This is a genomic window from Halomonas sp. B23F22_20 (assembly GCF_043496985.1).
Taxonomy (GTDB): Bacteria; Pseudomonadota; Gammaproteobacteria; order Pseudomonadales; family Halomonadaceae; genus Halomonas.
Genome location: NZ_JBIEKH010000014.1, coordinates 60,258 through 84,689 on the forward strand (window position 1 = coordinate 60,258; position 24,432 = coordinate 84,689).

19 protein-coding genes are annotated in these 24,432 nt (G+C 67.4%); 5 read left to right on the top strand and 14 right to left on the bottom strand.

Translation table 11 applies throughout. The annotated features are described in order from the left end of the window. Nucleotides 1-135: 135 nt before the first annotated feature. Nucleotides 136-642 (bottom strand): FKBP-type peptidyl-prolyl cis-trans isomerase, encoded by a 507-nt coding sequence (locus ACGTN6_RS13010; RefSeq protein ID WP_394592169.1) that lies wholly within the window; start codon nt 640-642, stop codon nt 136-138. 92 nt (nt 643-734) lie between these two features. Next, nucleotides 735-1,277 carry a transcription/translation regulatory transformer protein RfaH gene (gene rfaH / locus ACGTN6_RS13015; RefSeq protein ID WP_394592170.1) on the bottom strand — a complete coding sequence of 181 codons (543 nt, stop codon included), beginning with the start codon at nt 1,275-1,277 and terminating at the stop codon, nt 735-737. A gap of 152 nt (nt 1,278-1,429) precedes the next feature. Here rfaH and ACGTN6_RS13020 point away from each other — a divergent pair, with 152 nt between their 5' ends. Continuing rightward, nucleotides 1,430-2,791, top strand: coding sequence for an AmpG family muropeptide MFS transporter (locus ACGTN6_RS13020; protein ID WP_394592172.1), 1,362 nt, complete (start codon nt 1,430-1,432; stop codon nt 2,789-2,791). Nucleotides 2,792-2,838: 47 nt separating this feature from the next. Here ACGTN6_RS13020 and ACGTN6_RS13025 read toward each other — a convergent pair whose 3' ends face one another. Then, nucleotides 2,839-4,659, bottom strand: a complete 1,821-nt coding sequence (locus tag ACGTN6_RS13025) for an SEC-C metal-binding domain-containing protein (RefSeq protein ID WP_394592173.1) — start codon at nt 4,657-4,659, stop codon at nt 2,839-2,841. Between the two features lie 61 nt (nt 4,660-4,720). Continuing rightward, on the bottom strand, nt 4,721-5,965 hold the full coding sequence (locus ACGTN6_RS13030) for an ABC1 kinase family protein (RefSeq protein WP_394592175.1): 1,245 nt from the start codon (nt 5,963-5,965) through the stop codon (nt 4,721-4,723). 121 nt (nt 5,966-6,086) lie between these two features. Here ACGTN6_RS13030 and ACGTN6_RS13035 point away from each other — a divergent pair, with 121 nt between their 5' ends. From ACGTN6_RS13035 to ACGTN6_RS13045, 3 genes are all read left to right on the top strand, one after another. Beyond that, complete coding sequence (locus ACGTN6_RS13035) at nt 6,087-8,093, top strand: DNA topoisomerase III (RefSeq protein ID WP_394592177.1); 2,007 nt, start codon at nt 6,087-6,089, stop codon at nt 8,091-8,093. After that, nucleotides 8,090-9,007, top strand: a complete 918-nt coding sequence (locus ACGTN6_RS13040; RefSeq protein ID WP_394592179.1) for a ketopantoate reductase family protein — start codon at nt 8,090-8,092, stop codon at nt 9,005-9,007. Before ACGTN6_RS13035 ends, ACGTN6_RS13040 begins: the two co-directional genes overlap by 4 nt. A gap of 154 nt (nt 9,008-9,161) precedes the next feature. Then, nucleotides 9,162-9,683, top strand: coding sequence for a hypothetical protein (locus ACGTN6_RS13045; protein ID WP_394592180.1), 522 nt, complete (start codon nt 9,162-9,164; stop codon nt 9,681-9,683). A gap of 145 nt (nt 9,684-9,828) precedes the next feature. On the opposite strand, the gene ppc is transcribed toward ACGTN6_RS13045, so the two are convergent. From ppc to cysM, 5 genes are read right to left on the bottom strand one after another with little or no spacing between them, the layout of a single operon-like run. Continuing rightward, a complete protein-coding gene (gene ppc, locus ACGTN6_RS13050) occupies nt 9,829-12,477 on the bottom strand; it encodes a phosphoenolpyruvate carboxylase (RefSeq protein WP_394592182.1) in 2,649 nt (882 codons plus the stop codon). Beyond that, nucleotides 12,467-13,345, bottom strand: a complete 879-nt coding sequence (mazG, locus tag ACGTN6_RS13055; protein ID WP_394592184.1) for a nucleoside triphosphate pyrophosphohydrolase — start codon at nt 13,343-13,345, stop codon at nt 12,467-12,469. Before mazG ends, ppc begins: the two co-directional genes overlap by 11 nt. After that, nucleotides 13,345-15,621: a GTP diphosphokinase gene (relA, locus tag ACGTN6_RS13060; protein WP_394592186.1), complete on the bottom strand. Its 2,277-nt coding sequence runs from the start codon at nt 15,619-15,621 to the stop codon at nt 13,345-13,347. The genes mazG and relA overlap by 1 nt, the downstream gene beginning before the upstream one ends. Next, entirely contained in the window at nt 15,614-16,996 is a 1,383-nt protein-coding gene (locus ACGTN6_RS13065) for a TRAM domain-containing protein (protein WP_394592188.1), read from the bottom strand. The genes relA and ACGTN6_RS13065 overlap by 8 nt, the downstream gene beginning before the upstream one ends. A gap of 52 nt (nt 16,997-17,048) precedes the next feature. Next, nucleotides 17,049-17,945: a cysteine synthase CysM gene (cysM, locus tag ACGTN6_RS13070; protein WP_394592190.1), complete on the bottom strand. Its 897-nt coding sequence runs from the start codon at nt 17,943-17,945 to the stop codon at nt 17,049-17,051. 119 nt (nt 17,946-18,064) lie between these two features. Between cysM and ACGTN6_RS13075 the strand changes: the two genes are divergently transcribed. Beyond that, entirely contained in the window at nt 18,065-20,803 is a 2,739-nt protein-coding gene (locus tag ACGTN6_RS13075) for a HAMP domain-containing sensor histidine kinase (protein WP_394592192.1), read from the top strand. Here the strand turns inward: ACGTN6_RS13075 and acpS are convergent. From acpS to rnc, 5 genes are all read right to left on the bottom strand, one after another. Next, nucleotides 20,743-21,120, bottom strand: coding sequence for a holo-ACP synthase (gene acpS, locus ACGTN6_RS13080; protein WP_394592193.1), 378 nt, complete (start codon nt 21,118-21,120; stop codon nt 20,743-20,745). The two genes, ACGTN6_RS13075 and acpS, sit on opposite strands and share 61 nt — an antisense overlap. Then, nucleotides 21,117-21,923: a pyridoxine 5'-phosphate synthase gene (pdxJ, locus tag ACGTN6_RS13085; protein ID WP_394592195.1), complete on the bottom strand. Its 807-nt coding sequence runs from the start codon at nt 21,921-21,923 to the stop codon at nt 21,117-21,119. The genes acpS and pdxJ overlap by 4 nt, the downstream gene beginning before the upstream one ends. Before the next feature lie 149 nt (nt 21,924-22,072). After that, complete coding sequence (recO, locus tag ACGTN6_RS13090; protein ID WP_394592197.1) at nt 22,073-22,774, bottom strand: DNA repair protein RecO; 702 nt, start codon at nt 22,772-22,774, stop codon at nt 22,073-22,075. Nucleotides 22,775-22,834: 60 nt separating this feature from the next. Beyond that, nucleotides 22,835-23,734, bottom strand: coding sequence for a GTPase Era (era, locus tag ACGTN6_RS13095; protein ID WP_394592199.1), 900 nt, complete (start codon nt 23,732-23,734; stop codon nt 22,835-22,837). After that, nucleotides 23,731-24,417: a ribonuclease III gene (rnc, locus tag ACGTN6_RS13100; protein ID WP_394592201.1), complete on the bottom strand. Its 687-nt coding sequence runs from the start codon at nt 24,415-24,417 to the stop codon at nt 23,731-23,733. The genes era and rnc overlap by 4 nt, the downstream gene beginning before the upstream one ends. Nucleotides 24,418-24,432 lie beyond the last annotated feature (15 nt).

Sequence of the window (24,432 nt, forward strand, 5' to 3'; positions counted from 1 at the left end):
TGCTGCCTCGTGTAGAAGAGCAGGAAGGCAAGGAGGGTAGGAAACCGACCAGTAGAGAAACTGGCCGGGAGAGGAATAGAGATGATAAGGGCCGCGCCGAGGAACGACACGGCCAGCGCTCTCGAGCCGCCAGGCTCAGACCATCTTCTTGTCTTCCACCTGATCCGGCGTGGTCCCCGGAGGCAGGGGATGCCCCTTGGCGAGCTCGGCGCGGGTAGCCTCGCGCACCTCGAGCACTTCCAGCCGATAGTGCAGGGTCCGGCCGGCCAGCGGATGGTTGGTGTCGATCACTACGCTGTCGTCGCGCACCTCGAGCACGGTGACGATCTCGGGGCCATCGTCACCCGGGGTCTGAAAGCGCATGCCGGGAGCCAGGTCCGGCACCGGGAAGGCGTCGCGGCCGACCTCACGCACCAGCGCCTCGTCGCGCAGGCCGTAAGCCTCGCCAGGCGCCAGGGTCACACCGAGCTCGGCGCCGGCCTCACGGCCCGCCAGGGCACGCTCGAGACCCGCCATGAGGTTGTCATGGCCGTGCAGGTACTCGAGCGGCGTCTGACGGGAACGGGAGTCGTCGAGGACCTGGCCGTCCTCGTCACTGAGCACGTAGTGCAGGCTGACGACCCGCTGGGGGGCAATGGTCATGGGCGTTCTCCGGGACAGGAAATGGGTTCGGCATCGAAACAACGCGCTCGGGTTCTGCGAACTCGCGGATCGGATGCATGAACGAGGCGCGGTCAGTCGCGACGACGCAGCTGGGTAACGGGCATCTCCAGGCGCTGCTGCTGGTGCAGCATGTTGAGCAGCACGATGGCACGTTCCTCGCCCTTGTGGCTGGAGAAGATCGCCTGAAGGTCCTTGAAGGGCCCCTCGGTGATCTCTACTGCCTCGCCGGCGCGAAAATAGACATGGCCCGTATCGTCCTGGTCACGCTGGGCGTGCTGGCGCAGGGTCGCCACCAAAGCGTCGCCGACCGGCACCGGCATTCCGCCGCCGAAGGTAACGAGCTTGAGCACGCCACGCGTCGAACGGATTGGTCGCCAGTTGCTGACCAGGCGGTCGAGGCGAATGAACAGGTAGTAAGGGAAGAGCGGCTCGCTCACCCACTCGAGTTTACCGCGGCGCTTCTTCTGGACCTCGAGCACCGGATGGAAGATCTCGTAGCCCTGATTGCCCAGGTGCTCGGCAGCGCGAAAGGACTCGCCGCCCTTGCACTGGATGGCGTACCAGCGGGGCACCGCATCCTCGGCGTCATCCTGGCGAATGTCGTCGTCACTCATGTCGTTGTCAGTCGCATCTGGCTGGTGTCGGCGCCGGGGCTCTGCAACAATCGGCGGCGCGTGCCGCCCGCGATGCGAGCCCCGGTTGAGGCCGCCATCTTAGCATCGATACCCCAGTACGTGACCTGACATGAAGCAAGGAGAGCCTCACCATGCCGACCCCAACCGCGCAGCGCAGCTGGCGCGATGCCCTATCGGTCTACCGGCAGGCCTCGGTATTGACCATGCTGTTTCTGGGCTTCTCGGCGGGCCTACCCTTCCTGCTGGTGTTCTCGACGCTCTCGGCCTGGCTGCGCAGCGATGGCGTCGAGGTGGCGGCGATCGGCTTCTTCGCCTGGATCGGCATTCTCTACTCGATCAAGTTCTTCTGGGCGCCGGTGGTCGATCGCCTGGCGCTGCCCGTGCTGACCCGGGCACTCGGTCAGCGCCGTAGCTGGATGCTGCTGGCCCAGGCCATGATCGCCGCCGGCCTGGTGGGCCTGGCAAGCCTCGATCCGCTGGACCATCTGCCGCTGGTCGCCGCTTTCGCCTTGCTGGTGGCCTTCGGCTCGGCGACTCAGGACATCGCCATCGATGCCTTTCGCATCGAATCCGCGCCGGAAGATCTGCAGGCGGCCATGGCCTCCACCTACATCATCGGCTATCGCGGCGGGCTGATCGCCGCCGGCGCCGGCGCCCTCTATGTCGCCTCGCTGGTCTCCTGGCACGCCGCCTACCTCGCCATGGCCGCCCTGGTGACGGTGGGCATGATCACGGTACTGGCGCGTCCCGAGCCCGAGCGTCTGGCTCTGTCCACCCAGCTGATTCACGAGCCACGGGTGCGCGCCTTCCTGCGCGCCAGCCGCGGCCAACCGACCTGGCTGCGCCGCCTGGGTGCCTGGGTGATCGGTGCGGTGGTCTGCCCGTTCACCGACTTCTTCGCCCGCCACGGGCTCAAGGCGCTGGCACTATTGGCCTTCGTGGCGGTGTTCCGGATCAGCGACCTGGCCATGGCCTCGATGGCCAATCCGCTATACATCGACCTGGGTTTCAGCCTGGCCGCCATCGCCAACGTGACCAACGTCTTCGGCATCGCCATGAGCATCGGCGGCGGCCTGCTAGGCGGCCTGCTGGTGGCCCGATATGGCGTGGGCCCGATCCTGATACTCGGCGCCACCGCCACGGCCCTGACCAATCTGCTGTTCGTGGGCCTCTCGCTGGTCGGCGACAGCCTGCCGATGCTGGTGGTGACCATCGTCGGTGACAATCTCTCCAACGGCCTGGCCAGCGCGGTGTTTATCGCCTTTCTCTCCAGTCTCACATCTAGGGCATACACCGCCACCCAGTACGCGCTGTTCTCGTCGCTGATGACCCTGCCAGGCAAGTTCCTCAGCGGCTTCGGCGGCCTGGTCGTGGAGGCCCAGGGCTACGCCGACTTCTTCCTGCTGGCCTCGCTGCTGGGCCTGCCGGCCATCGCCCTGGCGATCTGGGTCAGCCGCGACCGCCGCCTGGTGGCGACGCCCGACGCGACCTGACGCGACCGACGCCGAGGAGACACGGCCGCTCGTCGGGGATCGCCGAGTCAGGCGTCCAGGCGAGCAGCCAGCCACTCTAGTGCGCCCGGGGTGGTCCGCCACTGGTCGCGCATCAAGGTACGGTATTGCCAGGCCTCGGCCCGCGAGCCGGGCGCCGAGGCACTGTCAGCGCTCCCCGCCGGACGCGGGTTGTCGGCACACAGCAGCGCCGGCGCATGAGAGTTGTGGCGGTGCGCTTCGCGCAGGGCTTCGGCGGCTTCATCGCCGCGCTCCAGCCGATAAAGCGCCAGCACCCGGCCCATCAACAGTCCCAGCAGGCCCTCTTCTTCGGACGGCGAGGACAGCGCGGACTCGCTGAGCGCCAAGGCCTCGGCGTCGCGTCCTTCGCGCAGCAGCTGGTCAAGCACCAGCTCGCGCAGTCCCAGGCTGTCGCGATCATCCAGCTCGAGCAGCCGCTCGGCGAGCCGCCGTGAACGCTGCCGGGCGCCGCGTTCCATGCCCACCACCAACGCCAGCCCCGTGCGCAGCAACACGGCGTTGTCGGCCACTTCCCAGGTCAGCGACGCCTGCCCCAGCTGCCGAGCCTGATCGAGCCAGCGCTCCAGACGACCGGCCAGCGGCTCGAACAGGCTCGGCGCCATCCAGGGCAGGCTGCCGAAGCGACTGGTCATGGCCAGCGACAGGGACTGCATCACCGCCGGGGAATCCAGCCACTCCGGATGAGCACACAGCTCCGGCAACCATTCACCGGCCGCCGACCAGGGGTCGGCATCGAAGCCGAGCGGCGCCTCGTTCTCGACCTCGGCCGGGAACACGGCGCGGAAGGCCGCATAAAGGGTGTCCTCCCGGGCACTACGATGGTAGGCAAGCTGGCCCTCCTCTACGCGCAGGTCCAGGCATGGCGCCGTGGGCAGCGACTCGAGCAGCGCCTGGAAGGCGACCAGCGGCTCTGCCAGGTCCTCCTCGGCGTTGAGCAACTGCTCGGCCAGCGTTGCCCCGGGATTGTCGGCCAGGTCGGCGAGGAACTGCAGCTGGTCGGGATCGAGGTCGCCCTGGCGAGAGAGCCGACGAAACCAGAACCGCGAGCGCTCCCGGGCCTCTTCCTCGTGGCCCTCATGGAGCAGCAGCATAGCCTCGATGTAGGCCAGGGTCGGCGAATCGGGCAGCGCCTGCTGGGCGCGCACGAAGGCGGCCCGGGCGCTGTCCAGGTCGTCGTTGTCGAGATGCAGCAGGCACAGCCGCTCCAGGGCGACGCCGCGCAGGAACAGAGGGCCGCGATCGAGCACGGCGTCGAGCAGTGCCTCACGCTTGCGGTGGAAACCTCGCTCCTGATAGAGGTCGACCAGGATCTCGAAAGCGGGTTCGGCCTGCTCCGGCAGACGCGCCCAGTCGGCGGTCTCGAACAGCGATTCGAGGATCTGCTGGGCGCGACCGCGCTGGCCGGACTCGGCGGCGATCAGTCCGGCCTCGAGCAGCGCCTGGGCCGGTGCCCGCCCGCTGGCCAGCGCGGCCTTGAGGGTCTCACCCTTCCAGTCGCGCAGCGACAGCATCCACATCAGGTGGCCCGGCACCTCGCCCGGCAGGGTGACGGCCCCACAGCAGTGCTTGGTCTTGCGCCCGGAATCACACCAGCAGGGCTCATTGCGCCCCGGGCGAGCCAGGGCCTCGCAGGCGAAATCCAAACGTGCCAGCGGGGTCTGCGACCACAGCTCCGGCGCCAGCGCCTGGGCCAGGGCCGGATCTCCGGTCAGCTTGGGTCCCTCCTCACGTGCCCAGGCCATCAGCGTCGGATAACGCTCGTCTTCGCGAATCGCCTTGAGGGCGCCCGAGGCGAACCCCAGCAGCTGTTCTACCCATACCGCCAGCATTGCCGTCTCCACTGCCGAAAAATCGCACAGTCTACCAGCCAAGCGACGGGCTGGCAGCCGCTTACCGCAAAGCCCGAGCGAGCAGCGGCCGCACCCGCGCCGACATGTCCAGACGCGCACCGAGGCGCACCAGGTTCCAGTAGTGGCCGTTGAGGGTTCGCGACAGCAGCAGGGTATCCGCCGGGGGCTGCAGGCGGTCCATGGCCGCCCAGACCCGGGGGCTCAGCTCGCGCAGCCGGCGGTGCACGCGTACGTCGCCGAAGTCCTGGGGGCCGGGAGCGAAGAGCGGCGCCACCGCCTCGGCGGCCTCACGATAGAGCGACAGAGGCGCCCCCTCGCCCTGGCGACCGCCCAGCGCAAGCATGGCGGCGTCCATCGCCAGGGGGTCGGCATCCAGGGTCGCCTCGAGCAGCCGCATCATCGCCGCCAGGCGCTCGTGGGGCACCGTGATGACCGCTCCCAGATCATAGATCACCAGCCGACCGGCCGCGTCGGCGGCAAAATTGCCGGCATGAGGGTCGGCGTGCAGTTCGCCATGGGTGAACAGCTCTTCGGTCAGCCAGTCGGCCAGCGTAGTGGCAAGGCGCTGGCGCACGGCGTCATCGGCACCCTCCAGTTCGCGCAGCGGAGTACCCGCCACGTGGCGCATGGCCAGCACTCGTTGGCCGCACAGTGCCGGTAGCGGCTCGGGAATCACCAGCCCTTCGAGGTGCGCATAGCGCGCCCGATAGCGCGTCAGGGCACTGGCCTCGGCCCGGTAGTCGAGCTCGCCGCGCAGGCTGGCGGCGAGCTCCTCGAACAGCGCCTCGAGGCGTGCCTGAGGCACATTGAACCAGCGCCCCAGACGCATCAGCCGACGCAGTTGGATGAGATCGCTTTCCAGCACCTCGTCAAGGCCCGGGTACTGCACCTTGAGCACCACCGTCTCGCCGTCGCGGGTCACCGCCCGATGCACCTGGCCCATGGAGGCGCTGGCGAAGGGCTCGGTCTCGACCTCGATGAATAAGGCTTCGAGCTCACCATACTGGTCGCACAGGGTCCGCCGAATGTCCTCCCAGGGCATCGGCGTGGCCTGGCGCTGCAGGCGGGCCAGTTCGTCGGCCAGCTCCGGGGGTAGCAGGTCGTCCCACTGAGCCATGATCTGGGCCAGTTTCATGGCCGGCCCCTTGAGCTCGGCAAGCCCTTCGAACAGCGCCTCGCCGAGGGCGCGCCAGTTCGCTTGCCCACCCAGGCGGGTGCGCAGCATGGCACCCCCGGTGCGGGTCCCCAGCCCCAGCAGGCGTCGTGTACGACCGCGTTCGCGCATGGGCCTTGGCTCTCCGATAAAGTGTGACAAGTATTGTACAGCAGTTCCCCATCTTACCCCTGGCGACCCGAGTGAAATACTGTAAGAATTCCCATGTGCCGAACGTCGCCAACGAGGTCCCATGCGCCTGATCATCGCCGAGAAACCCAGCCTGGCCCGGGCCATCGCCGATGCCCTGCCCGCCGCCGCCCGCCGCGAGGACGGCGCCCTGGTGGCCGGCGACACCACGGTCACCTGGTGCCTCGGCCACCTGCTGGAGCAGGCCCCGCCAGAGGCCTACGACCCGGACCTCAAACGCTGGCGCCTCGATACCCTGCCGATCCTGCCCGATCGCTGGAAGCTCGCACCACGACCCAAGGCCAGGGGCCAGATCGCGGTGATCCGCCGCCTGCTCAAGCAGGCCGGCGAGGTCGTCCATGCCGGAGACCCGGACCGTGAGGGCCAGCTGCTGGTGCAGGAGGTAATCGAACACCTGGGCTGGAAGGGGCCGGTGTCGCGGCTGCTGGTCAGCGACCTCAACGCCCCGGCGGTCAAGCGGGCGCTCTCGCGGCTGGAGGACAACGCCCGCTACGCGCCGCTCTACCGCGCCGCGCAGGCCCGCTCCCGGGCCGACTGGCTGTATGGCATCAACCTGACTCGCGCCTGGACGCTGGTCGGCCGCCAGGCCGGCCACGACGGCGTGCTGTCGGTGGGCCGGGTGCAGACCCCGGTACTGGGCCTGGTGGTGCGCCGCGATGCCGAGATCCGCCACTTCGAGCCCAAGCCCTTCTACGTGCTGTGGGCCGATCTCGCCGTCGCCCGCGGTCGGCTGCGAGCCTGGTGGGCCCCCGGCGAGGGACATCCGCTGGACGACCAGGGACGGCTGCTCGAGCGCCCCCCGGCGGCCGCCCTGGCCGAGCGCCTGCCCGGCGCCGAGGGCCGATTGACCAAGCTCGAGCGCCGCGACAAGCGCCAGGCCGCGCCCCTGCCCTACTCGCTGTCGGCGCTGCAGGTCGATGCAGCACGCCGCCACGGCCTCTCGGCCAAGGCGGTGCTCGACATCTGCCAACGCCTCTATGAGCGCCACCAGCTGATCACCTATCCGCGCTCGGACTGCCGCTACCTGCCCGAGGAGCACTGGTCCGGCGCCCGACGTACCCTGCAAGGCGCCTGTGCCGGCGACGACACACTGCGCAGCTGGCTGGCCGGCGCCGACTTCGCCAAGCGCTCCAAGGCCTGGAACGACAAGAAGGTCGGCGCTCACCATGCGCTTGCCCCCACCGGCAAGACCGCCGATCCGGCGAAGCTGTCGCGCCAGGAAGCCGACGTCTTCCGGCTGATCGCGCGCAACGTGCTGGCCCAGTTCTACCCTGCGCTCGCCACTCGCGAGATGAAGGCCGAGTTCACGATCGCCGGCGAGCTGTTCCGCGCACGCGGCCAGGAAGTGCTGGAAGCAGGTTGGAAGCCGCTGTTCACCACCCGCGACGAGGCCCCGCCGCTGCCGCCGCTCACAGAGGGCGAGGCATGCCGCGTCGAAGAGGCCGGCGTAGAAGACCGCGAGACCCGACCGCCGGAGCCCTTCACCGACGCCAGCCTGATCAAGGCGATGATGAACATCGCCCGCTACGTGAACGATCAGGAAGTGCGGCGCACCCTGCGCGACACCGACGGCCTGGGTACCGAAGCCACCCGCGCCGGTATCATCGAGACCCTGGAAACCCGTGGCTATCTCGTACGCGAAGGCAAGGCGCTGCGCGCCACTCGCCTGGGTGACGCCCTGATCGCTTCGCTACCCGAGGCCGTAGGCCGCCCGGAGCGCACCGCCCTGTGGGAGCAGCGACTCTCCGCCATCGCCGAGGCCGGCGACGCCCCGGCCCCCTTCCTCGATGCCCTGGTGCACGACCTGCGCGAGCTGCTGGGCCGAGCCGACGCCGACCGCATGCGTCAGGCCCTGGCCAATGCTCAGGGTGCCGAGCCGGCGGCTCGCTCGAACAAGTCGGGCGGCAAGGCGCGCCGCGGAGCCGGACGCAAGAGCGGGAACAAGAGCGCCGGCAAGACGACCGGCCGACGCGGCGGCACCGGCGGGACCGCGAAAGGCGGCAAGACCGGCGCGAGCAGCCCCCGGCGCCGACGGAGCTCTTCTTCATGAGCACGCTGATTCTCGGACCCGGCGCCCTGGGACGACTGCTGGCCCTGCACCTCGCCACGCCAGCGACGAACGACGCCAGCGTGACGCTGATCGGCCGCCGCGAGCTTCCCCGCCGCCAGGCCCTCACCGCGCTGAACGGCGAGACGCGAACGCTCGATATCGAGAGCATCACCGCGGCGACGCTGCCCGACGCCGTTGCCGAACGGGCCAGCGTCGTCCATCTGACCACCAAGGCCTACGCCGCCGAGGCTGCCTTCCAGGCCATCGCGCCACGTCTCGCCCCGGACACGCCACTGGTGCTGTGGCAGAACGGCTACGGCGTACAGGAATCGATCAGCGCCATCTGGTCCGGCCCGGTGCTATGTGCCAGCACCACCGAGGGGGCATATCTCGACGGCGACGCTGGGGTGGTGCATGCCGGCCGGGGCCAGACCGTGATCGGCGATCTCGCCGGCCGCCACACCGAACTGGCGAAGAGGATCGCGGCGCGGCTCAGTGCAGCGGGACTTGCCGCCTGCGCGGTCGACGATATCCGCGTGCGGCTGTGGCACAAACTCGCCGTCAACGCCGCCATCAATCCGCTGGTGGCACGCTTTCGGATTCGCAACGGTCAGCTGCGCGACCGCCCTTTTCGGCCCATGGTCGACGCAGCGATCGCCGAGGTGGCAGCGATCATGACCGCCGAGGACATCGCGGCACCGGAGGATGGCTGGTCATCGCAGGTATGGTCGGTGGTGTCGGCCACCGCCAACAATCGCGCTTCGATGCTTCAGGACGTGCAGGCCGGGCGCCCCACCGAGCATGCTGCCATTCTCGGTCCGCTGCTCAATGCCGCGCGATATCATGATCTCGACACGCCGACGCTGTCGGCGCTGCATGCTCGCTTCGCAGAGAGAATGCCGATGAAGAATTGAGACATTAGCGTCTGGCAAACGACGGTGTCGCCTGCTAACTTCAATAAATTGAAGCCTACGACCCGACGTCTCCTCTCAAGGCCCGGCATCCATGAACATCTCCCCGGCATGGCGACACATTCTATTGGCCTTGCTACTACCCTCGTCGTTAGTGGTGTCCTCATCGGCCCTCGCGGATGCCGAGCTTCCTGCCTTTACCGGTGATGCCACCGATATCGCCCTGCTGGACAACGGTCTGCGTCTTCAGGGCGACGACGTCGAGAGCCCCGATGGCGTGACCTCGGGGTTCCGCCTGACGGCCGGGTTCTCTCCCAGGGGACTGCCGCGCTTCGATATCGGCGCCGAAGTACGCTACCGGGAAAGCGATGACGTCCCCGTTTCCGTCGCCGCGCGCGATACCCTCCTCGATACCACCAGCCTTGGCGGCAGCTTGCTGGCCGGCGTGCGTCTCGGCCACCTTGGCCTCTATGCAAAGTCCGGGCTTGCGGGTTGGCAAGGCCGTGCGGCCAGCGGCGGCAATCCTGGCCTGCCAGAAGGCGGCACCACCCGCGTCAATGGTTTCGGCGCGCGACTGAGTTTCGCAAGCTGGGTCAGCCGCCTGGAGGTGGAACGCGTCGACGACCCGGCCCTTTCGCACCTCAATCTGATCACCGCCTCGGTGCATGTGCCGTTCTAGGGATAAGGTGCGAGGTGCGAGGTGCGAGGTGCGAGGCAGCAAGATCCCCGCTCCCTCTATCGCAAACACCCCCGAGGCTTCCCCCGAGGGTGTTTCTCTTCAAGCTTACCGCTTATAGCTTACAGCTCCTGGGCGAAGCCCGGGCCTAGCCGGTGTTGCGCAGCCCAGCGGCAATGCCGGCCATGGTCACCATCAACGCGCGCGACAGGTCTCCGCTGATCGCCCCATCGGCGTCGCGGTTTCGCTGCAAGAGCTCGGCCTGCAGCCCGTGAAGCGGATCGATGTAGGGGTTGCGCACCTCCACGGCCTGGCGAATCAGCGGCGTGCTCTCGAGCAGCTCTTGCTGGTCGAGAATGGTCAACACCGCTTCGTTGAGCCGGCCAAAGCGCTCGCGTAGCCGCTCGCCCAGTGCCTGCAGTGCCGGCTCGTCCACCAGCCGATGCTCATAGTAGGCGGCGATGTCGACGTCGGCCTTGGCCAGCAGCATCTCCAGCATGTCCAGATAGGTACCGAAGAACGGCCAACGATCACGCATTTCCCGCAGCACCTCGAGGCCACCTTCCTGCTGAAGGCGTTGGGAGAAGGCCTCCCCGCTACCCAGCCAGGCCGGCAACATCAACCGAGTCTGGGTCCAGGCGAAGATCCAGGGGATCGCCCGTAGGGTCTCGACGCCACCGTCCTGGCGCCGCTTGGCCGGGCGCGAACCGAGCGGCAAGCGACCCAGCGCGGTCTCGGGCGTCATCGAGCGGAAATAGGGCACGAAGTCGGGATCCTCGCGCACCACGCCGACGTAGGCCTGGTGGGCCACCCCGGCGAGGCGATCCATCTCCTCGCGCCAGGCCGGTTCGGGCGTCGGCGGCGGCAGCAGCGAGGCTTCCAGTACCGCACAGGCGTAGATCTCCATGGAACGCAGGGCGATGTCGGGCTGGCCGAACTTGAAGCGAATCATCTCGCCCTGCTCGGTCACCCGCAGGCTGCCGTTCACCGAGCCCGGGGGCTGGGACAGGATGGCCGCGTGGGCCGGGCCGCCGCCGCGGCCGACGGTACCGCCCCGTCCGTGGAACAGGGTCAGGGCCACGCCGTGCCGGCTGCACACCTCGACCAGCGCCTCCTGGGCACGGTACTGCGCCCAGGCCGCCGCCAGTTGGCCGGCGTCCTTAGCGGAGTCCGAATAGCCGATCATCACTTCCTGGCCGTCCCGGGTCAGCTTTCGGTAGCCCGGCAGCGCCAGCAGGCGATCGATGACATCGCCGGCGCGATTGAGGTCGTCCAGGGTCTCGAACAGCGGGGCGATGGGCAGCATGGCGTCGCCGCCCACCTCTTTCATCAGCAGCGCCACGGCCAGCACGTCCGAGGGCTGACCGGCCATGGAGATGATGTAGGTCCCGAGCGCTTCGGCATGCTCGGAGCCGATCACCCGAAAGGTGTCGATGACCTCGCGGGTCTCCGCGGAACACTCCCAGCGCCGCGGAATCAGCGGACGGCGGGAGGTCAGCTCGGAGAGCAGGAATTCCTGACGCTGCTCCTCGTCCCAGTCGCGATAGTGGCCGAGCCCCAGGCTGTCGGTGAGTTCCTCCAGCACCTGTTCGTGGCGACCGGACTCCTGGCGCAGATCGAGCTTGGTGAGCGTCACTCCGAACACCGAGACGCGGCGCAGGGTGTCGAGCAACACGCCGTTGGCGATGGTATCGAGCCCCACGTCGCACAGCGAACGGTAGCAAGCCAGCAGCGGGGCATACAGCTGGTCACGGGTCTCGATGATCGGCCCGCCGTCGTAGTTCTTGCCATCGAGCTGGGCCTGAGCCCAGTCACGGGTGGCCTCGACCTTGCTCAACAGGCGCTTGATCAGCTCGCGGTACGGTTCGGCGACGTCGCCGACTTCGGCCTTGAGCGCGCTATTGGCCTTCCACATCGACAGCTCGGCCTTGAGCTGCTCGAGATCGCGCAGGTAGAGATCGGCGGCCATCCAGCGGCCCAGCAGCAGCACCTCGCGGGTCACCTTGGCGGTGACGTTAGGGTTACCATCACGATCGCCCCCCATCCAGGAGGCAAAACGGATCGGCGCGGCGTCCAGCGGCAGGCGCTCGCCGGCGGTGTCCAGCAGCAGGTTGTCCAGGTCGCGATGGAAATCGGGCACCGCCTGCCACAGCGAATTCTCGATCACCGCGAAGCCCCACTTCGCCTCGTCCACCGGGGTCGGGCGCTCGTGGCGAATTTCGTCGGTGTGCCAGGCCTGGCTGATCAGTTCCTCGAGCCGACCGCGGGCACGGGCGGCACGCTCCGGATAGTCAGAGGAGGACTCGATGGTGGTCAGGCAGTCATCGATGGCATCGTACTTCTGGATCAGGGTCCGGCGGATGACCTCGGTCGGGTGAGCGGTAAGCACCAGCTCGACGCGCATGTTGGCAAGGGTCTCGACCAGCTTGCGCGGCGAATGGCCCTCGCCCCGGGCCCGCTGGAGCAGTTCGCCGAGTACCGGCTGAGCGCCAGGCTTGTAGTCCTCGACCCGGCGAAAGCGCGCCCGATAATGCTGCTCGGCGATATTGGCCAGGTTGAGAAACTGGTTGAAGGCCCGGGTCACCGGCAGCAGTTCATTGTCCGGCAGCCCGCGCAGGTAATCGATCAGTTGACGATGACTGCCTTCCTCACGCTGGCGACCCTGCTTGGCGAGCCCGCGAATGGCCTCGATACGATCGACGAAGCCTTCACCAAGGTCATCGGCGATGGTCCGCCCCAGGCTATCGCCGAGGATGCGGACGTTATCGCGCAGCGATTCATGCAGGTCATGGCTCATTGGCGTTGTTCTCCTTCCGATCAGGGGAATGGACGTCTCGGCGTTTGGCCGCCTGCCAGTGTCGCTCCATGCGATCGAGCCCCGCTTCAGTCAGCGGCACGCCCTCGTCGGCCAGGGCGGCCTCCACCTGGCGGAAGCGGCGCTCGAACTTGCCATTGGTGGCACGCAGGCAGCGCTCGGGATCCGCCCCGAGGGTGCGTGCCAGGTTGACCGTGGCAAACAGCAGGTCACCGACCTCCTCCATGGCATGGTCGCGATCCCCGGCGACCAACGCCTCCTCGACCTCACCGAGTTCCTCGCGCAGCTTGTCGAGCACGCCTCGGGTGTCCGGCCAGTCGAAGCCGACCCGGGCGGCGCGCTTGGACAGCTTGGCCGCACGAGAAAGCGCCGGCAGGTTTCGCGGTACGTCGTCGAGTACCGATGCCTGGGCGCTGTCGAGCACCGAGCGAGCATCGCGCTCCTCGGCCTTGAGGGTCTCCCAGCGGGAATGTACCTGGCGGGTTTCCACCTCGGCGGCGCTGATACCCTGGCGTCGCGAGGCCAGAGTCCCGTCGGGGAAGACATGGGGATGACGGTGCAGCATCTTGGCGGTGAGGACATGAACCACATCGTGAAAATCGAAGCGGTCCTCCTCGGCACCGAACTGGCTATAGTACACGACCTGGAACAGCAGGTCGCCCAGCTCGCCGGGCAGCTCGTCGAAGGCGCGGCGTTCGATGGCGTCGGCGACCTCGTAGGCTTCCTCCAGCGTATGCGGGACAATACTGTCCCAGTCCTGCTTGACGTCCCACGGGCAGCCCTGCGCGGGGTCGCGCAGCACCGCCATCAGCGTCAGCAGGTCGTCAAGCCCGTAGCGTTGCTCGCTCATCAGCGCTTGCCCCCGCGTTTCTTCTTGCCCTTGCCGCCGGCACGCAGCCGGCGCACCTCGATGACGTTTGGCAGCTGCTGGATGCGCGAGAACAGCCGGCCCAGCGTTTCCAGGCCGTCCACCTCCAGGGTGATCTGCATGCGGGCGATGCCGTCGTCGGTGTCGGTGAGGGTGTTCACCGACAGCACGTTGACCTTCTCGTGGCTGAGCACGGCGGTGACATCACGCAGCAGTCCCGAGCGATCCCAGGCCTGGATCTCGATATCCACCGGATACTGGGTGCGGGCCCGCTCCCCCCACTCCACCTCGATCACCCGCTGGGGCTCATCGAGACGCAGCTGGAGGATATTGGGGCAGTCCTCGCGGTGCACGGTGACGCCGCGCCCCTGGGTGATGAAGCCCACGATCGACTCGCCGGGCACCGGATGACAGCAGTTGGCCATGCTGGTCTTGAGGTTGCCGACCCCAAGCACCGTGATGCCATCGCCGCCGCTCTTGTCGGCGGACTTGCGCGGCTTGGCCAGCAGCTTGTCGAGCTGCTCCTGATCGTCGTTCTCTCCGAACAGCTGCTGGGCTTGGTGAAACACCTGGCCGATGCGCAGGTCGCCGGCACCGAGCGCGGCATACATGTCGTCGGGTGTGGAGTAGTTGACCTGGTTGGCCAGTCGGGTGAGGTCCATGTCGCCCACGTCGAGGCGTTTCATCTCGCGCTCGAACAGCGCGCGGCCCTCGTCGAGGTTACGATCACGCGCCTGGTGCTTGAACCAGGACTGGATCTTGGCCCGCGCACGTGACGTGCACACGTAGCCGAGGCTGGGATTGATCCAGTCGCGGCTCGGCCCGCCCTTGCTGGCGGTGAGGATCTCCACCTGCTGGCCGGTGCCGAGCCGATAGGTCAGCGGCACGATGCGGCCGTTGACCTTGGCGCCGCGGCAGCGATGCCCGACCTCGGTATGCACCCGATAGGCGAAGTCGATGGGCGTGGCCTCCCGCGGCAGGTCGATGACATGGCCGTCGGGCGTGAAGACGTAGATGCGGTCCGGGGCCACGTCGCTGGTCAGCCCCTCGCGGATGTCGCCGAAGTCGCCGACCTCCTCCTGCCACTCCAGCACCTGACGCAGCCAGGCGATCTTGTCCTCGTAGCTGGCGCTGCGGGCATTGGTATCGTGCCCCTTGTAGCGCCAGTGGGCACACACCCCGAGTTCGGCTTCTTCATGCATGGCGAAGGTGCGGATCTGGATCTCCAGCACCTTGCCCTCCGGGCCGAAGACGGCGGTATGCAGCGACTGGTAACCGTTCTTCTTGGGATTGGCGATGTAGTCGTCGAATTCCTGGGGCACGTGGTGCCAGCGCGAGTGGACGATGCCGAGCACGGTGTAGCAATCGGTGATCTCGGGCACCAGTATGCGCACCGCGCGGATGTCGTGGACCTGCGAGAAGTCGATGCGCTTGCGCTGCATCTTCCGCCAGATCGAATAGATGTGCTTGGCGCGCCCGTCCACCTGATAACGATGGATGCCCTGGGCCTCCATCAAGCCTTCCAGGGTCTCGACCACGTCGTGGATGTAGCGGTCGCGATCGAGCCGCTTCTCGGCCAGCTGCCGGGCGATGGCCTTGTAGTCCCCCTCGTGGAGATAGCGGAAGGACAGGTCTTCCAGCTCCCACTTGAGGTGTCCGATACCCAGGCGGTGGGCCAGCGGCGCGTAGATGTCGAACACCTCGCGAGCCACCTGCAGGCGTTTCTCGCGCGGGGCATCGCGTACCTGGCGCAGCGCGCAGGTCCGCTCGGCGATCTTGATCAGTGCCACCCGCACGTCGTCGATCATGTTGACCAGCATCTTGCGCAGGTTGTCCTGCTGGTCATGCTGGCTGAGGCCATGACTGGGCGTCTGTGAGGTACTGATCGCAGCCATCTGCAGCACGCCGTCGATCAGCCCGGCGACTTCCTGGCCGAAGCGCTTGGCGATCGCCTCCAGGCCAATCAAGCCCTCACGCACCGCACGGTACAGCACCGCCGCCTCGAGCGCCGGCTGATCCAGCCGCAGCTCGCCGAGAATATCGGCCATTTCCAGGCCCATGCGAAAGCTCGAGCCATCCTTGAGCCAGGCCTTGTGGGGACGCTCGGACTCGCGCTCCAGGCGCTGGGCCAGCTCGCAGACCACGCGCATCTCGTCCGGTGCTCGCAGCTTGACGTCCTCCTGGAGGCGCTCGACCCACAGCGGGATGTCGACCCCGCCGTCGGCGCTCAAGGGCTGGTCTTCACGCACTTTAACCATCGGTTGACGCTCCTTCGCACCGCTGCCCGGCGTTCGGGTACTCGAGCAACAGCATGGATTCCAGATGGGCGGTGTGAGCGAACATGTCGGCCACCGCCCAGCGTTGGATGGCGTAGCCGGCCCGCACCAGGTGGGCCGCATCCCGCGCCAGGGTGGCCGGATCACAGGAGACGTAAAGCACGCGCGGCACCGGATGCGCGGCGATGGCCCGACAGACCGCCTCGGCACCGTCACGTGGCGGGTCCAGCACCAGCGTGCCGCAGTCGGGCGCCTCGAGCGGGAATCCACCGGCCGTGACCTCGTTGAGGTCGGCTTGGCACGCCTCGATCTCCAAGCCGTTACGCTGCGCGTTGTCGGCGAGGCGTTCGACCATCGCCGGACTGCCCTCTACGGCCCGCACGCGGGCCCCCAGCGCGGCCAACGGCAGGCTGAAGTTGCCGACCCCGGCGAACAGATCCAGCACCCGCTCGCCCGGCGCCATGGGCGCCAGCCATGCCATGGCGGTGTCCACCATGCGCCGGTTGACCGCCTCGTTGGCCTGCAGGAAATCACCTGGAGAGAAGCCAAGCGTCAGCGCTCTCCCCGCCGCCGCCAACCCGAAGCTCAGTTCAGGCGCGGCAGTGAGCCATTCGAAACGCGGCGACTCTCGACCCACCCAGCGAGCAAGATGCAAACCCCGGGCCATGGCGAAATCATGCCAGCGGCGAGTATCGACGGTCTGCTCGCGAAGTTGTCGCACCACGAGGACCACGCCGGCATCGCTGGCCGTGAGTTCCAGATGGCCGACCTGGCGCGGCGCCTCCAAGGCGGCGAGATGCTGGTGCAACGGCGCCAGCAGGTCGGCCAGCGACGGCACCAGGATGGGGCAATCATCGAGATCCACCAGCCGATGGCTATGGCGAGCGCGAAACCCCAGATGCACGCCGCCATCGGCATCGACCTTGACGCCCAGCCGCGCCCGGCGCCGATAGCCCTCGCCGGCCTCCGCCAACAGCTCGGGCTCACCCTCGGGTGCGATGCCCTGGCGAGCCAGCAGCTCGGTCAATACCGTCTGCTTGTGCCGCCGCTGCCCGGCCAGGTCGAGATGCTGCAGGTCACATCCCCCACATGCGCCGAAGTGGCGACACGGCGGAACGACCCGCTCGGAAGACGCGTCGAGTACCTCGCGCACATGGGCTTCGTCGAAACGCTTGCGGGTACGGTGCACTGCCGCCACGACGCGCTCGCCGGGCAGCCCCCCCTCGACGAACACCGTCTTGCCGGCCGCCGTGTGCGCCACGCCGCGGCCGTCGTGGGCCAGGCCCTCGATGGTCAGCGGCGCAGTATCGTCGTTCGCCTGCCGTGGAGGAGCCTTGCCGCGCTGCGGTGTCTGCAACCCCGAGACGCCAGAACGGGCCCTGGTGGGCCGACGCTTTCCGAGGCCCACCTCAGGACTCCGGAGCGAAAAGGCCGGTGGACAGATAGCGATCGCCGCGGTCGCAGACGATGAACACGATCACGGCATTCTCGACCTCGGCGGCGATACGCAGTGCCCCTGCCAGAGCCCCGCCGGACGAAACTCCAGCGAGAATGCCCTCCTCCCGAGCCAAACGCCGCATGTGCTCCTCGGCCTCGTGCTGGCCGATGTCCAGCATCCGATCGACACGGGCAGGATCGAAGATGCTCGGCAGATAGGCTTCGGGCCAGCGACGGATGCCGGCAATGCTGGCACCGTCCTCGGGCTGCAGGCCGACGATCTGCACCTCCGGGCTCATCTCCTTGAGGTAGCGAGAGACGCCCATGATGGTGCCGGTGGTCCCCATCGAGCTGACGAAATGCGTGATGGTGCCAGCCGTCTGCTCCCACAGCTCGGGCCCGGTGCCACGATAATGAGCCAGCGGGTTGTCCGGATTGGCAAACTGGTCGAGCGGCTTGCCCTCGCCGCGGGCGATCATGGTGTCGGCCAGGTCGCGGGCGGCCTCCATGCCGCCCTCGCGGCTGACCTCGATGAGTTCGGCGCCATACGCGGCCATGGCCTGCTTGCGCTCGCTGGAGGCGTTCTCCGGCATGATCAGGATCAGCCGATAGCCCTTGATCGCCGCCGCCATGGCCAGCGCGATCCCGGTATTGCCGGACGTGGCCTCGACCAGCGTGTCGCCAGGCGAGATGGTACCCCGCGCCTCGGCCTGCTCAAGCATCGACAGCGCCGGACGATCCTTGACCGACCCCGCCGGGTTGTTGCCCTCGAGCTTGGCGAGCAGGGTGTTGTTACGCCCCGCGGTAATCCGCTTCAGGCGCACCAGCGGCGTATGGCCGATGGTCTCCTCCAGAGTGGGGAACTGCATGCAACTATCCTTCTGGAAACGTCTTTTCGGCATTATATCCTCGGGCAACGACACTGGACAGGCATCCCGCCCGGCTGTGGCATACTGGGCCACGACACTCCAGCCGACGAGCTCTCACGATGTCATTGAAGACCCGCCTGATGCTGGCCATCCTCGCCCTGCCACTGGTGCTGATCGCCCTGGTAGTGGTGGCGATCACGGAACTGAATGATCACCACCACCACCTTCAGATGCGCGAGCGCCTGACTCAGGCCATCGACCTACTGGCGCCGAGCCTTGGCCAAGCACTGGCGGCCGGCGATACCGTCGACCTCGACATCCTCGCCGGCCGCCTGCTCGCACTGGAGGATGTCCGCGCCTTGAGCATTCTTGACGCCGATGGCGAGCGACACCTGGAGCTTGGCCACCTGCGCCAGGCTCCACCCCACGCTCCGAACGACGGCCCGTCGCTGATAGAGAACGGCCGACACTGGCAGCTACAGGCGCCACTACCCGGCGCTCCCGGTACCCAATTGGTACTGGATATCGACGCCTCGACGCTGCCGCTGAGCTACTATCGCCACCTGGCCGGCGGCGGCCTGCTGCTGCTGATCGTCGGCATGCTGCTGTTCATGGTTGCCCATGTTCTGTCCCGACGGCTGACCCATCCCCTCGAACGCGCGGCCCAGAAGCTGGAGTGGTTGACCGCGGGGGCACACCCAGGGCCAATGCCGGTGCCGCAGGAAGCCGAGCTGGGACGCCTCGCCCAGAGCCTCAACGCTCTGGGTGACCACCTGGCCGCCGCCCGGGAGGACCTCCAGGCCCAGATAGAGCAGGCCACGGGAGAACTCCAGGAATCCATGGAGACCATCGAGGTCCAGAACATCGAGTTGGACCTGGCCCATCGTCGAGCCCTGGAGGCCAACCGCGCCAAATCGGAGTTCCTGGCCAACATGAGCCACGAGATCCGCACCCCGCTGAACGGCATCATCGGCTTCTGCCGCCTGCTGCACCGCACCGAGATGGCCCCCCGCCAGCGAGAATGGCTCGACCACGTCCAGCGCGCCTGCGACAACCTGCTGATGCTGGTCAACGACGTCCTCGACTTCTCCAAGATCGAAGCTGGGCGCCTGGAGCTGGAGCATACCGAGCTAGACATGGTGGCCCTGGTCGACGAAGTACTGGGGCTGCAGGCGCCCCAAGCCCAGCAGAAAGGCATCCAACTGCTCGGCCTGGTCTATGACGACGTTCCCGAGTCGCTGAGCGGTGACCCACTGCGTATCCGTCAGGTACTTACCAACCTGGCCGGCAACGCCGTCAAGTTCACAGAACGGGGCGAGGTCATCGTACGAGTCATGGTCGATCAGCGCGCCAGCGGGCATGTGGTGTTGAGAGTGGCGGTCAGCGATACCGGCATCGGCATGAGCGCCGACGCCCAGCGCCGGCTCTTCCAGGCGTTCCGTCAAGCGGACGCCAGCCACCAGCGCGAATTCGGCGGTACCGGCCTGGGCCTGGCCATCAGCCGTCAACTCGTCGAACAGATGGGCGGCGAGATCAGCGTCGTCAGTACGCCAGACGAAGGATCTACCTTCGCCTTCACCTTGCCACTGGCCTGCCAGGGCGAAGAACAGCGTGCCCCCGAACTGGAATTGGACGGACAACAGGTCATCCTGGAAGAGTCTCATACGCCGACTCGCTCCGCCCTGCGGCACCTGCTGACCCGCTGGAAGGCCAGCCTCATCGATCCGCAGGCTGAGCCGACCGAAGGCGCCGTCCTGGCGCTGATCAGCCTGTATGATACCGACCTCGGCCAGGATGGCCAGGCGGCCCTGCAACAGCGCCTGGAGCGCCTGGCCTGTCCGGCGCTGTTGCTGGTCAACGCCAGTCCGCCCGATCTACCGACCCTGACGCTACCCCACGGTGGCGAGATCCTGAGCAAGCCGCTGTCCCGCCACACCCTGGTGGAGGCGGTCTCCCGCACCCTGGCCCGAGCCCGCCGCGACCAGCTCCCGCGCCCGCCATCCGAGAACGCCAGGGCCTCGCTGCGGCTATTGGTGGTGGACGACACCGAATCCAACCGTCTGTTGCTGCAGGAGCTGATTCGTGGACCGCAGTTGGAGGTGAGTCTGGCCGCCAGCGGCGAAGAGGCCTTGGCCATGGCCCAGGAGACCCACTTCGATGTGGTGCTGATGGATATCCGCATGAGCGGCATGGACGGGGTGGAAACAACGCATGCCCTGCGTGGCCTGGGCGGCCCCTGGCGACACGTGCCAATCATCGCCGTTACCGCCCATGTGCAGAGCGAGCAACGCCAGCAGCTGCTGCAAAGCGGTCTGGACGGGGTGCTCGAGAAGCCGCTGGATACCGCCCAGCTATCCAGCCTGCTGCGCCACCACCTGGGGGTCGGCCTGGCACTGGAGGAATCCGGCGAAACCACGCAAGCCGATCCTTCCAGCGACGCCGAGCTGGACTCGGTGGACCTGGCGCTGGGGACCCAGTTGGCCGGCGGGCGCGAGCCGCTGGCCCGCAAGCTGCTGGGCCACCTGATCGCCTCCCTGGATGACAGCGAGGCCGACATTCGCCGAGCGGTGGAGGCTAGCGATGCCGAGGCCTTGCTCGATGCCATCCACGCCCTCAACGGCGCCTGCCGCTACTGCGGCGTGCCGCGCCTTGGCCTGCTGGCCGAGACGCTGGAAACCCGGCTGCGCTCCCGCGGCCTGGAGGCGGTCATGCCGTTGCTACCGGATCTCTATGCGGCGATGGCCGCACTGCGCGACTGGCAGGCGACGCACTCTGCCCATTCCCTGTCTTCCCACGCTCAGGCTTCCAGTACCACGAAGGCCACCGCGAACGCCGACTCGTCCGACAACGAGAGATGAAGGACTCGAACCCCCTCAGCCTCGGCCAGCTCCAGGGCTCGCCCCGACAGAACCAGCGAAGGTCGTCCGAGGGCATCGTTGACCACCTGAATGTCGGTCCAGCGCATGCCACGGCGCAGGCCCGTGCCCAGCGCTTTGACGAAAGCCTCCTTGGCGGCGAAGCGCTTGGCCAGATAGCCCGCCGGCCGGCCTCGCTCCCGATAGAGAACCAACTCGTCGAGGCCCAGCACGCGCTCGGCAAAGCGTTCGCCGTGGCGAGCCTTGGCGGCCTCGAAGCGCGCGACCCGGGCAATATCGGTGCCGATGCCCAGTATCATCCGCAGCAGCCGCTCCCGGCCTCATGGTCGTTGTCGTGCTCATGCTCGTCGAGCGCCGCCACGAAGCCGGCCTCCTGACCGGCAATCGCCAGACGTTTCATCTCGGCCACCGCCTCCTTGAGGCCCACGAACAGCGACCGAGCGATGATCGCATGGCCGATGTTAAGCTCGTGCAGCCCCGGAATGGCCGCGACTGCCTCGACATTGTGATAGTGCAGGCCATGACCAGCGTTAACGGTCAGGCCAAGCTCACCGGCCATCTCGGCGGCAGCCACCAACCGGGCATGCTCGCGGGCCGCCTCGTCGCCTATCGCCTCGGCATAGGCACCGGTGTGCAGCTCGATCACCGGCGCCCCCGCACGGGCAGCGGCTTCCACCTGCCTGGGATCAGGGTCGATAAACAGCGACACCTCCGAGCCTGCCGCAGCGAGCCGCCGGCACGCTTCCTCGATCGTCTCGAAGCCACCGACCACGTCCAGGCCGCCCTCGGTAGTAAGCTCCTCGCGTTTCTCCGGCACCAGGCAGACGTGGGCCGGGCGAATCTCCTCGGCCAGCGCCAGCATCGCCTCGGTGACCGCCATCTCCAGATTCATGCGCGTGTTGAGCACTTCGGCCAGCAAACGCACGTCACGTTCCTGGATGTGCCGACGGTCCTCGCGCAGGTGCACGGTAATGCCGTCGGCCCCGGCCTCCTCGGCCAGCAGCGCCGCCTGGACGGGATCGGGATAGCGGGTACCGCGCGCCTGGCGCAGTGTAGCGATGTGGTCGATATTGACGCCGAGCAGGATGCGGGGGGGATGCATGGGGCTCTCCTTCGGTAAGCTGGAAGCTGGAAGCTGGAAGCTGGAAGCTGGAAGCTGGAAGCTGGAAGCTGGAAGCTGGAAAACAGCATGTTACCATCCAGCTGTGCCACAAGCCTTTCTTCAAGCTTCCAGGCGCACAGCGCCGCTCTTCAAGCTTGGCGGGCACGCCGGCGGGCAGCCAACTGGCGCATCCACTCGCGGGAACGCAGCGGTCGGCCGCCGAGCAGCGGTGCCAGCGCCGCCCGGGTCACTGCCTTGGCCGTGCCGGCCAGGCCCGGCTCTCGCCAGTCGCCGCTGGCCAGCAGTTTCAGGGTGCGCCCATCGATGCCGGGCTCACCCGGCACGAAGGCCCGCGAGTCGGCCTGAAAGACATAGCGGGCCTGAGGGTCCAGGGCCTGACCATCGGGCGCGCAGAAACGCGGCTCGGCATCCAGGACCTCGAGCAGCGACAACTCCAGGCGGCGCAGAGCACCGGCCCGGCCCTCGGGACGCGGCAGCGCCTCCAGCGCAGCAGCGTAGAAGGCGAACACGTCGCCCGCCGGGAGTTCCACCGGCAATAGCCGGGTCAGCAGCTCGTTGGCATAGAGCCCGCACAGCAGCCCCTCCCCTACCAGCATCGCCGCCGGGGCCCGGCTCTCGATCAGCGACAGCCGCTTGAGCTCGCCCTGACCGCTCCAGGTGAGATACAGGGGGGCGAAAGGCTGAAGCGTGGCTCGGGCACGGCTGCCGGGGCGCTGCACGCCACGCGCTACCGCCCGCACCCGGCCGTGGTCGAGCGTCAGCAGCTCAACCAGGGCGCTGGTCTCGCGGTAAGGGCGCTTGTGCAGCAGATAGGCCGGCTGAGGGGTCATGGGACGCCGTTCAGGAGAATCGCCACTCGAAGCTCGAAACTCGAAGCTCGAAGCTCGAAATCAGTCCAAGTCGTAGCCCAGGCTCTTCAGGGCTCGCTCGTCGTCGGACCAGCCGCGCTTGACCTTGACCCAGAGGTTGAGCATGACCTTGGCGTCGAAGGCCCGCTCCATGTCCAGCCGCGCCTCGCGCCCGATCTTCTTGATACGCTCGCCGCGCTCACCGATCAAGATCTTCTTCTGGCCCTGGCGCTCGACCATGATCAGGGCGCTGATGTGCACCACACGCCCCTCGTCGCGGAACTCCTCGATCTCCACGGTCATCTGGTAGGGCAGCTCGTCACCGAGCTGCCGCATGACCTTCTCGCGAACCAGCTCGGCGGCCAGGAAGCGCTGGCTCTTGTCAGTGACCTGGTCGTCGGGGAAGAAGTGCACGCTCTCGGGCAGATGCCTGGCCACCTCGGCCTCGAGGTCGGCCACGTGAGTGCCATGCTTGGCGGCGATGGGCACGATAGCGGCGAAGTCTCGCCGGGCGCCTACCGACTCCAGCCACGGCAGCAGCTCCGTCTTGTCCTTGAGGCGGTCGACCTTGTTGACCGCCAGGATAACCGGTGCCTCGACATTGGCCAGACGCTCCAGCACCACCTGGTCCTCGGCGGACCAGCGCGTTCGATCAATGATGAAAACCACGCAGTCCACGTCACGCAGGGCCTGGGTAGCGGCCTGGTTCATGAAGCGATTGATGGCCTTGTTGCGATCCTTCTCGAGGATATGGATCCCCGGCGTGTCGACATAGATGAACTGGGCGTCGCCCTCGGTCTTGATCCCCATCACCTGATGGCGCGTGGTCTGGGGACGACGCGAGGTAATGGAAATCTTCTGTCCGAGAATACGATTCATCAGCGTCGACTTGCCGACATTGGGTCGGCCGACGATGGCCACGAATCCGCAGGTCTGGCTCATGAGTGCCCCCCTTGTTCGAAACGGGCCAAGGCACGCTCGGCGGCCTGCTGCTCGGCGTGACGACGACTCGATCCCGTCCCCCGGGTATGCTCTTCCAGCATCTCCACATGGCATTCCACAGTGAAGGTCTGGGCATGGGCTTCGCCCTCTACCGAGATCACCTCGTAGCGCGGCAGCGCCGCCTGGCGAGACTGCAGGAACTCCTGCAACCGGGTCTTGGGATCTTTCTGGGTATCCTGAAGGTCGATGGCCTCCAGGCGCTCGGCGTACCAGGCCAGCACCCGGGCACGAGCGGTATCCATGCCGGCGTCCAGATAGATGGCACCGATCACCGCCTCGACGGCATCGGCGAGGATGGAATCGCGACGATGACCGCCGCTCTTCATCTCTCCGGACCCCAGGCGAAGATAGTCACCGAATTCCATCTCACGGGCCAACTCGGCCAGGGTCTGGCCCTTGACCAGGCGGGCGCGCAGGCGGGAAAGCTGCCCCTCCCGCGCCTGGGGAAAGCGCTGGTAGAGATCCTCGGCGATGACGAAGTTGACAATGGAATCGCCGAGGAACTCCAGGCGCTCGTTGTTGCGACCGCCATAGCTACGATGGGTGAGGGCCAATTCGAGCAGATCGGACTGCGCGAAATCGTGGCCGATACGGCGGCTGAAAATGGTCAGGGAATTGCTCACGAAGCTCCTGCTATG

What these genes read in the sequence shown, in the direction of transcription:
- ACGTN6_RS13010 (WP_394592169.1), bottom strand. Translation starts at nt 642, where the DNA reads ATGACCATTGCCCCCCAGCGGGTCGTCAGCCTGCACTACGTGCTCAGT.
- rfaH (WP_394592170.1), bottom strand. Translation starts at nt 1,277, where the DNA reads ATGAGTGACGACGACATTCGCCAGGATGACGCCGAGGATGCGGTGCCC.
- ACGTN6_RS13020 (WP_394592172.1), top strand. Translation starts at nt 1,430, where the DNA reads ATGCCGACCCCAACCGCGCAGCGCAGCTGGCGCGATGCCCTATCGGTC.
- ACGTN6_RS13025 (WP_394592173.1), bottom strand. Translation starts at nt 4,659, where the DNA reads ATGCTGGCGGTATGGGTAGAACAGCTGCTGGGGTTCGCCTCGGGCGCC.
- ACGTN6_RS13030 (WP_394592175.1), bottom strand. Translation starts at nt 5,965, where the DNA reads ATGCGCGAACGCGGTCGTACACGACGCCTGCTGGGGCTGGGGACCCGC.
- ACGTN6_RS13035 (WP_394592177.1), top strand. Translation starts at nt 6,087, where the DNA reads ATGCGCCTGATCATCGCCGAGAAACCCAGCCTGGCCCGGGCCATCGCC.
- ACGTN6_RS13040 (WP_394592179.1), top strand. Translation starts at nt 8,090, where the DNA reads ATGAGCACGCTGATTCTCGGACCCGGCGCCCTGGGACGACTGCTGGCC.
- ppc (WP_394592182.1), bottom strand. Translation starts at nt 12,477, where the DNA reads ATGAGCCATGACCTGCATGAATCGCTGCGCGATAACGTCCGCATCCTC.
- mazG (WP_394592184.1), bottom strand. Translation starts at nt 13,345, where the DNA reads ATGAGCGAGCAACGCTACGGGCTTGACGACCTGCTGACGCTGATGGCG.
- relA (WP_394592186.1), bottom strand. Translation starts at nt 15,621, where the DNA reads ATGGTTAAAGTGCGTGAAGACCAGCCCTTGAGCGCCGACGGCGGGGTC.
- cysM (WP_394592190.1), bottom strand. Translation starts at nt 17,945, where the DNA reads ATGCAGTTCCCCACTCTGGAGGAGACCATCGGCCATACGCCGCTGGTG.
- ACGTN6_RS13075 (WP_394592192.1), top strand. Translation starts at nt 18,065, where the DNA reads ATGTCATTGAAGACCCGCCTGATGCTGGCCATCCTCGCCCTGCCACTG.
- acpS (WP_394592193.1), bottom strand. Translation starts at nt 21,120, where the DNA reads ATGATACTGGGCATCGGCACCGATATTGCCCGGGTCGCGCGCTTCGAG.
- pdxJ (WP_394592195.1), bottom strand. Translation starts at nt 21,923, where the DNA reads ATGCATCCCCCCCGCATCCTGCTCGGCGTCAATATCGACCACATCGCT.
- recO (WP_394592197.1), bottom strand. Translation starts at nt 22,774, where the DNA reads ATGACCCCTCAGCCGGCCTATCTGCTGCACAAGCGCCCTTACCGCGAG.
- era (WP_394592199.1), bottom strand. Translation starts at nt 23,734, where the DNA reads ATGAGCCAGACCTGCGGATTCGTGGCCATCGTCGGCCGACCCAATGTC.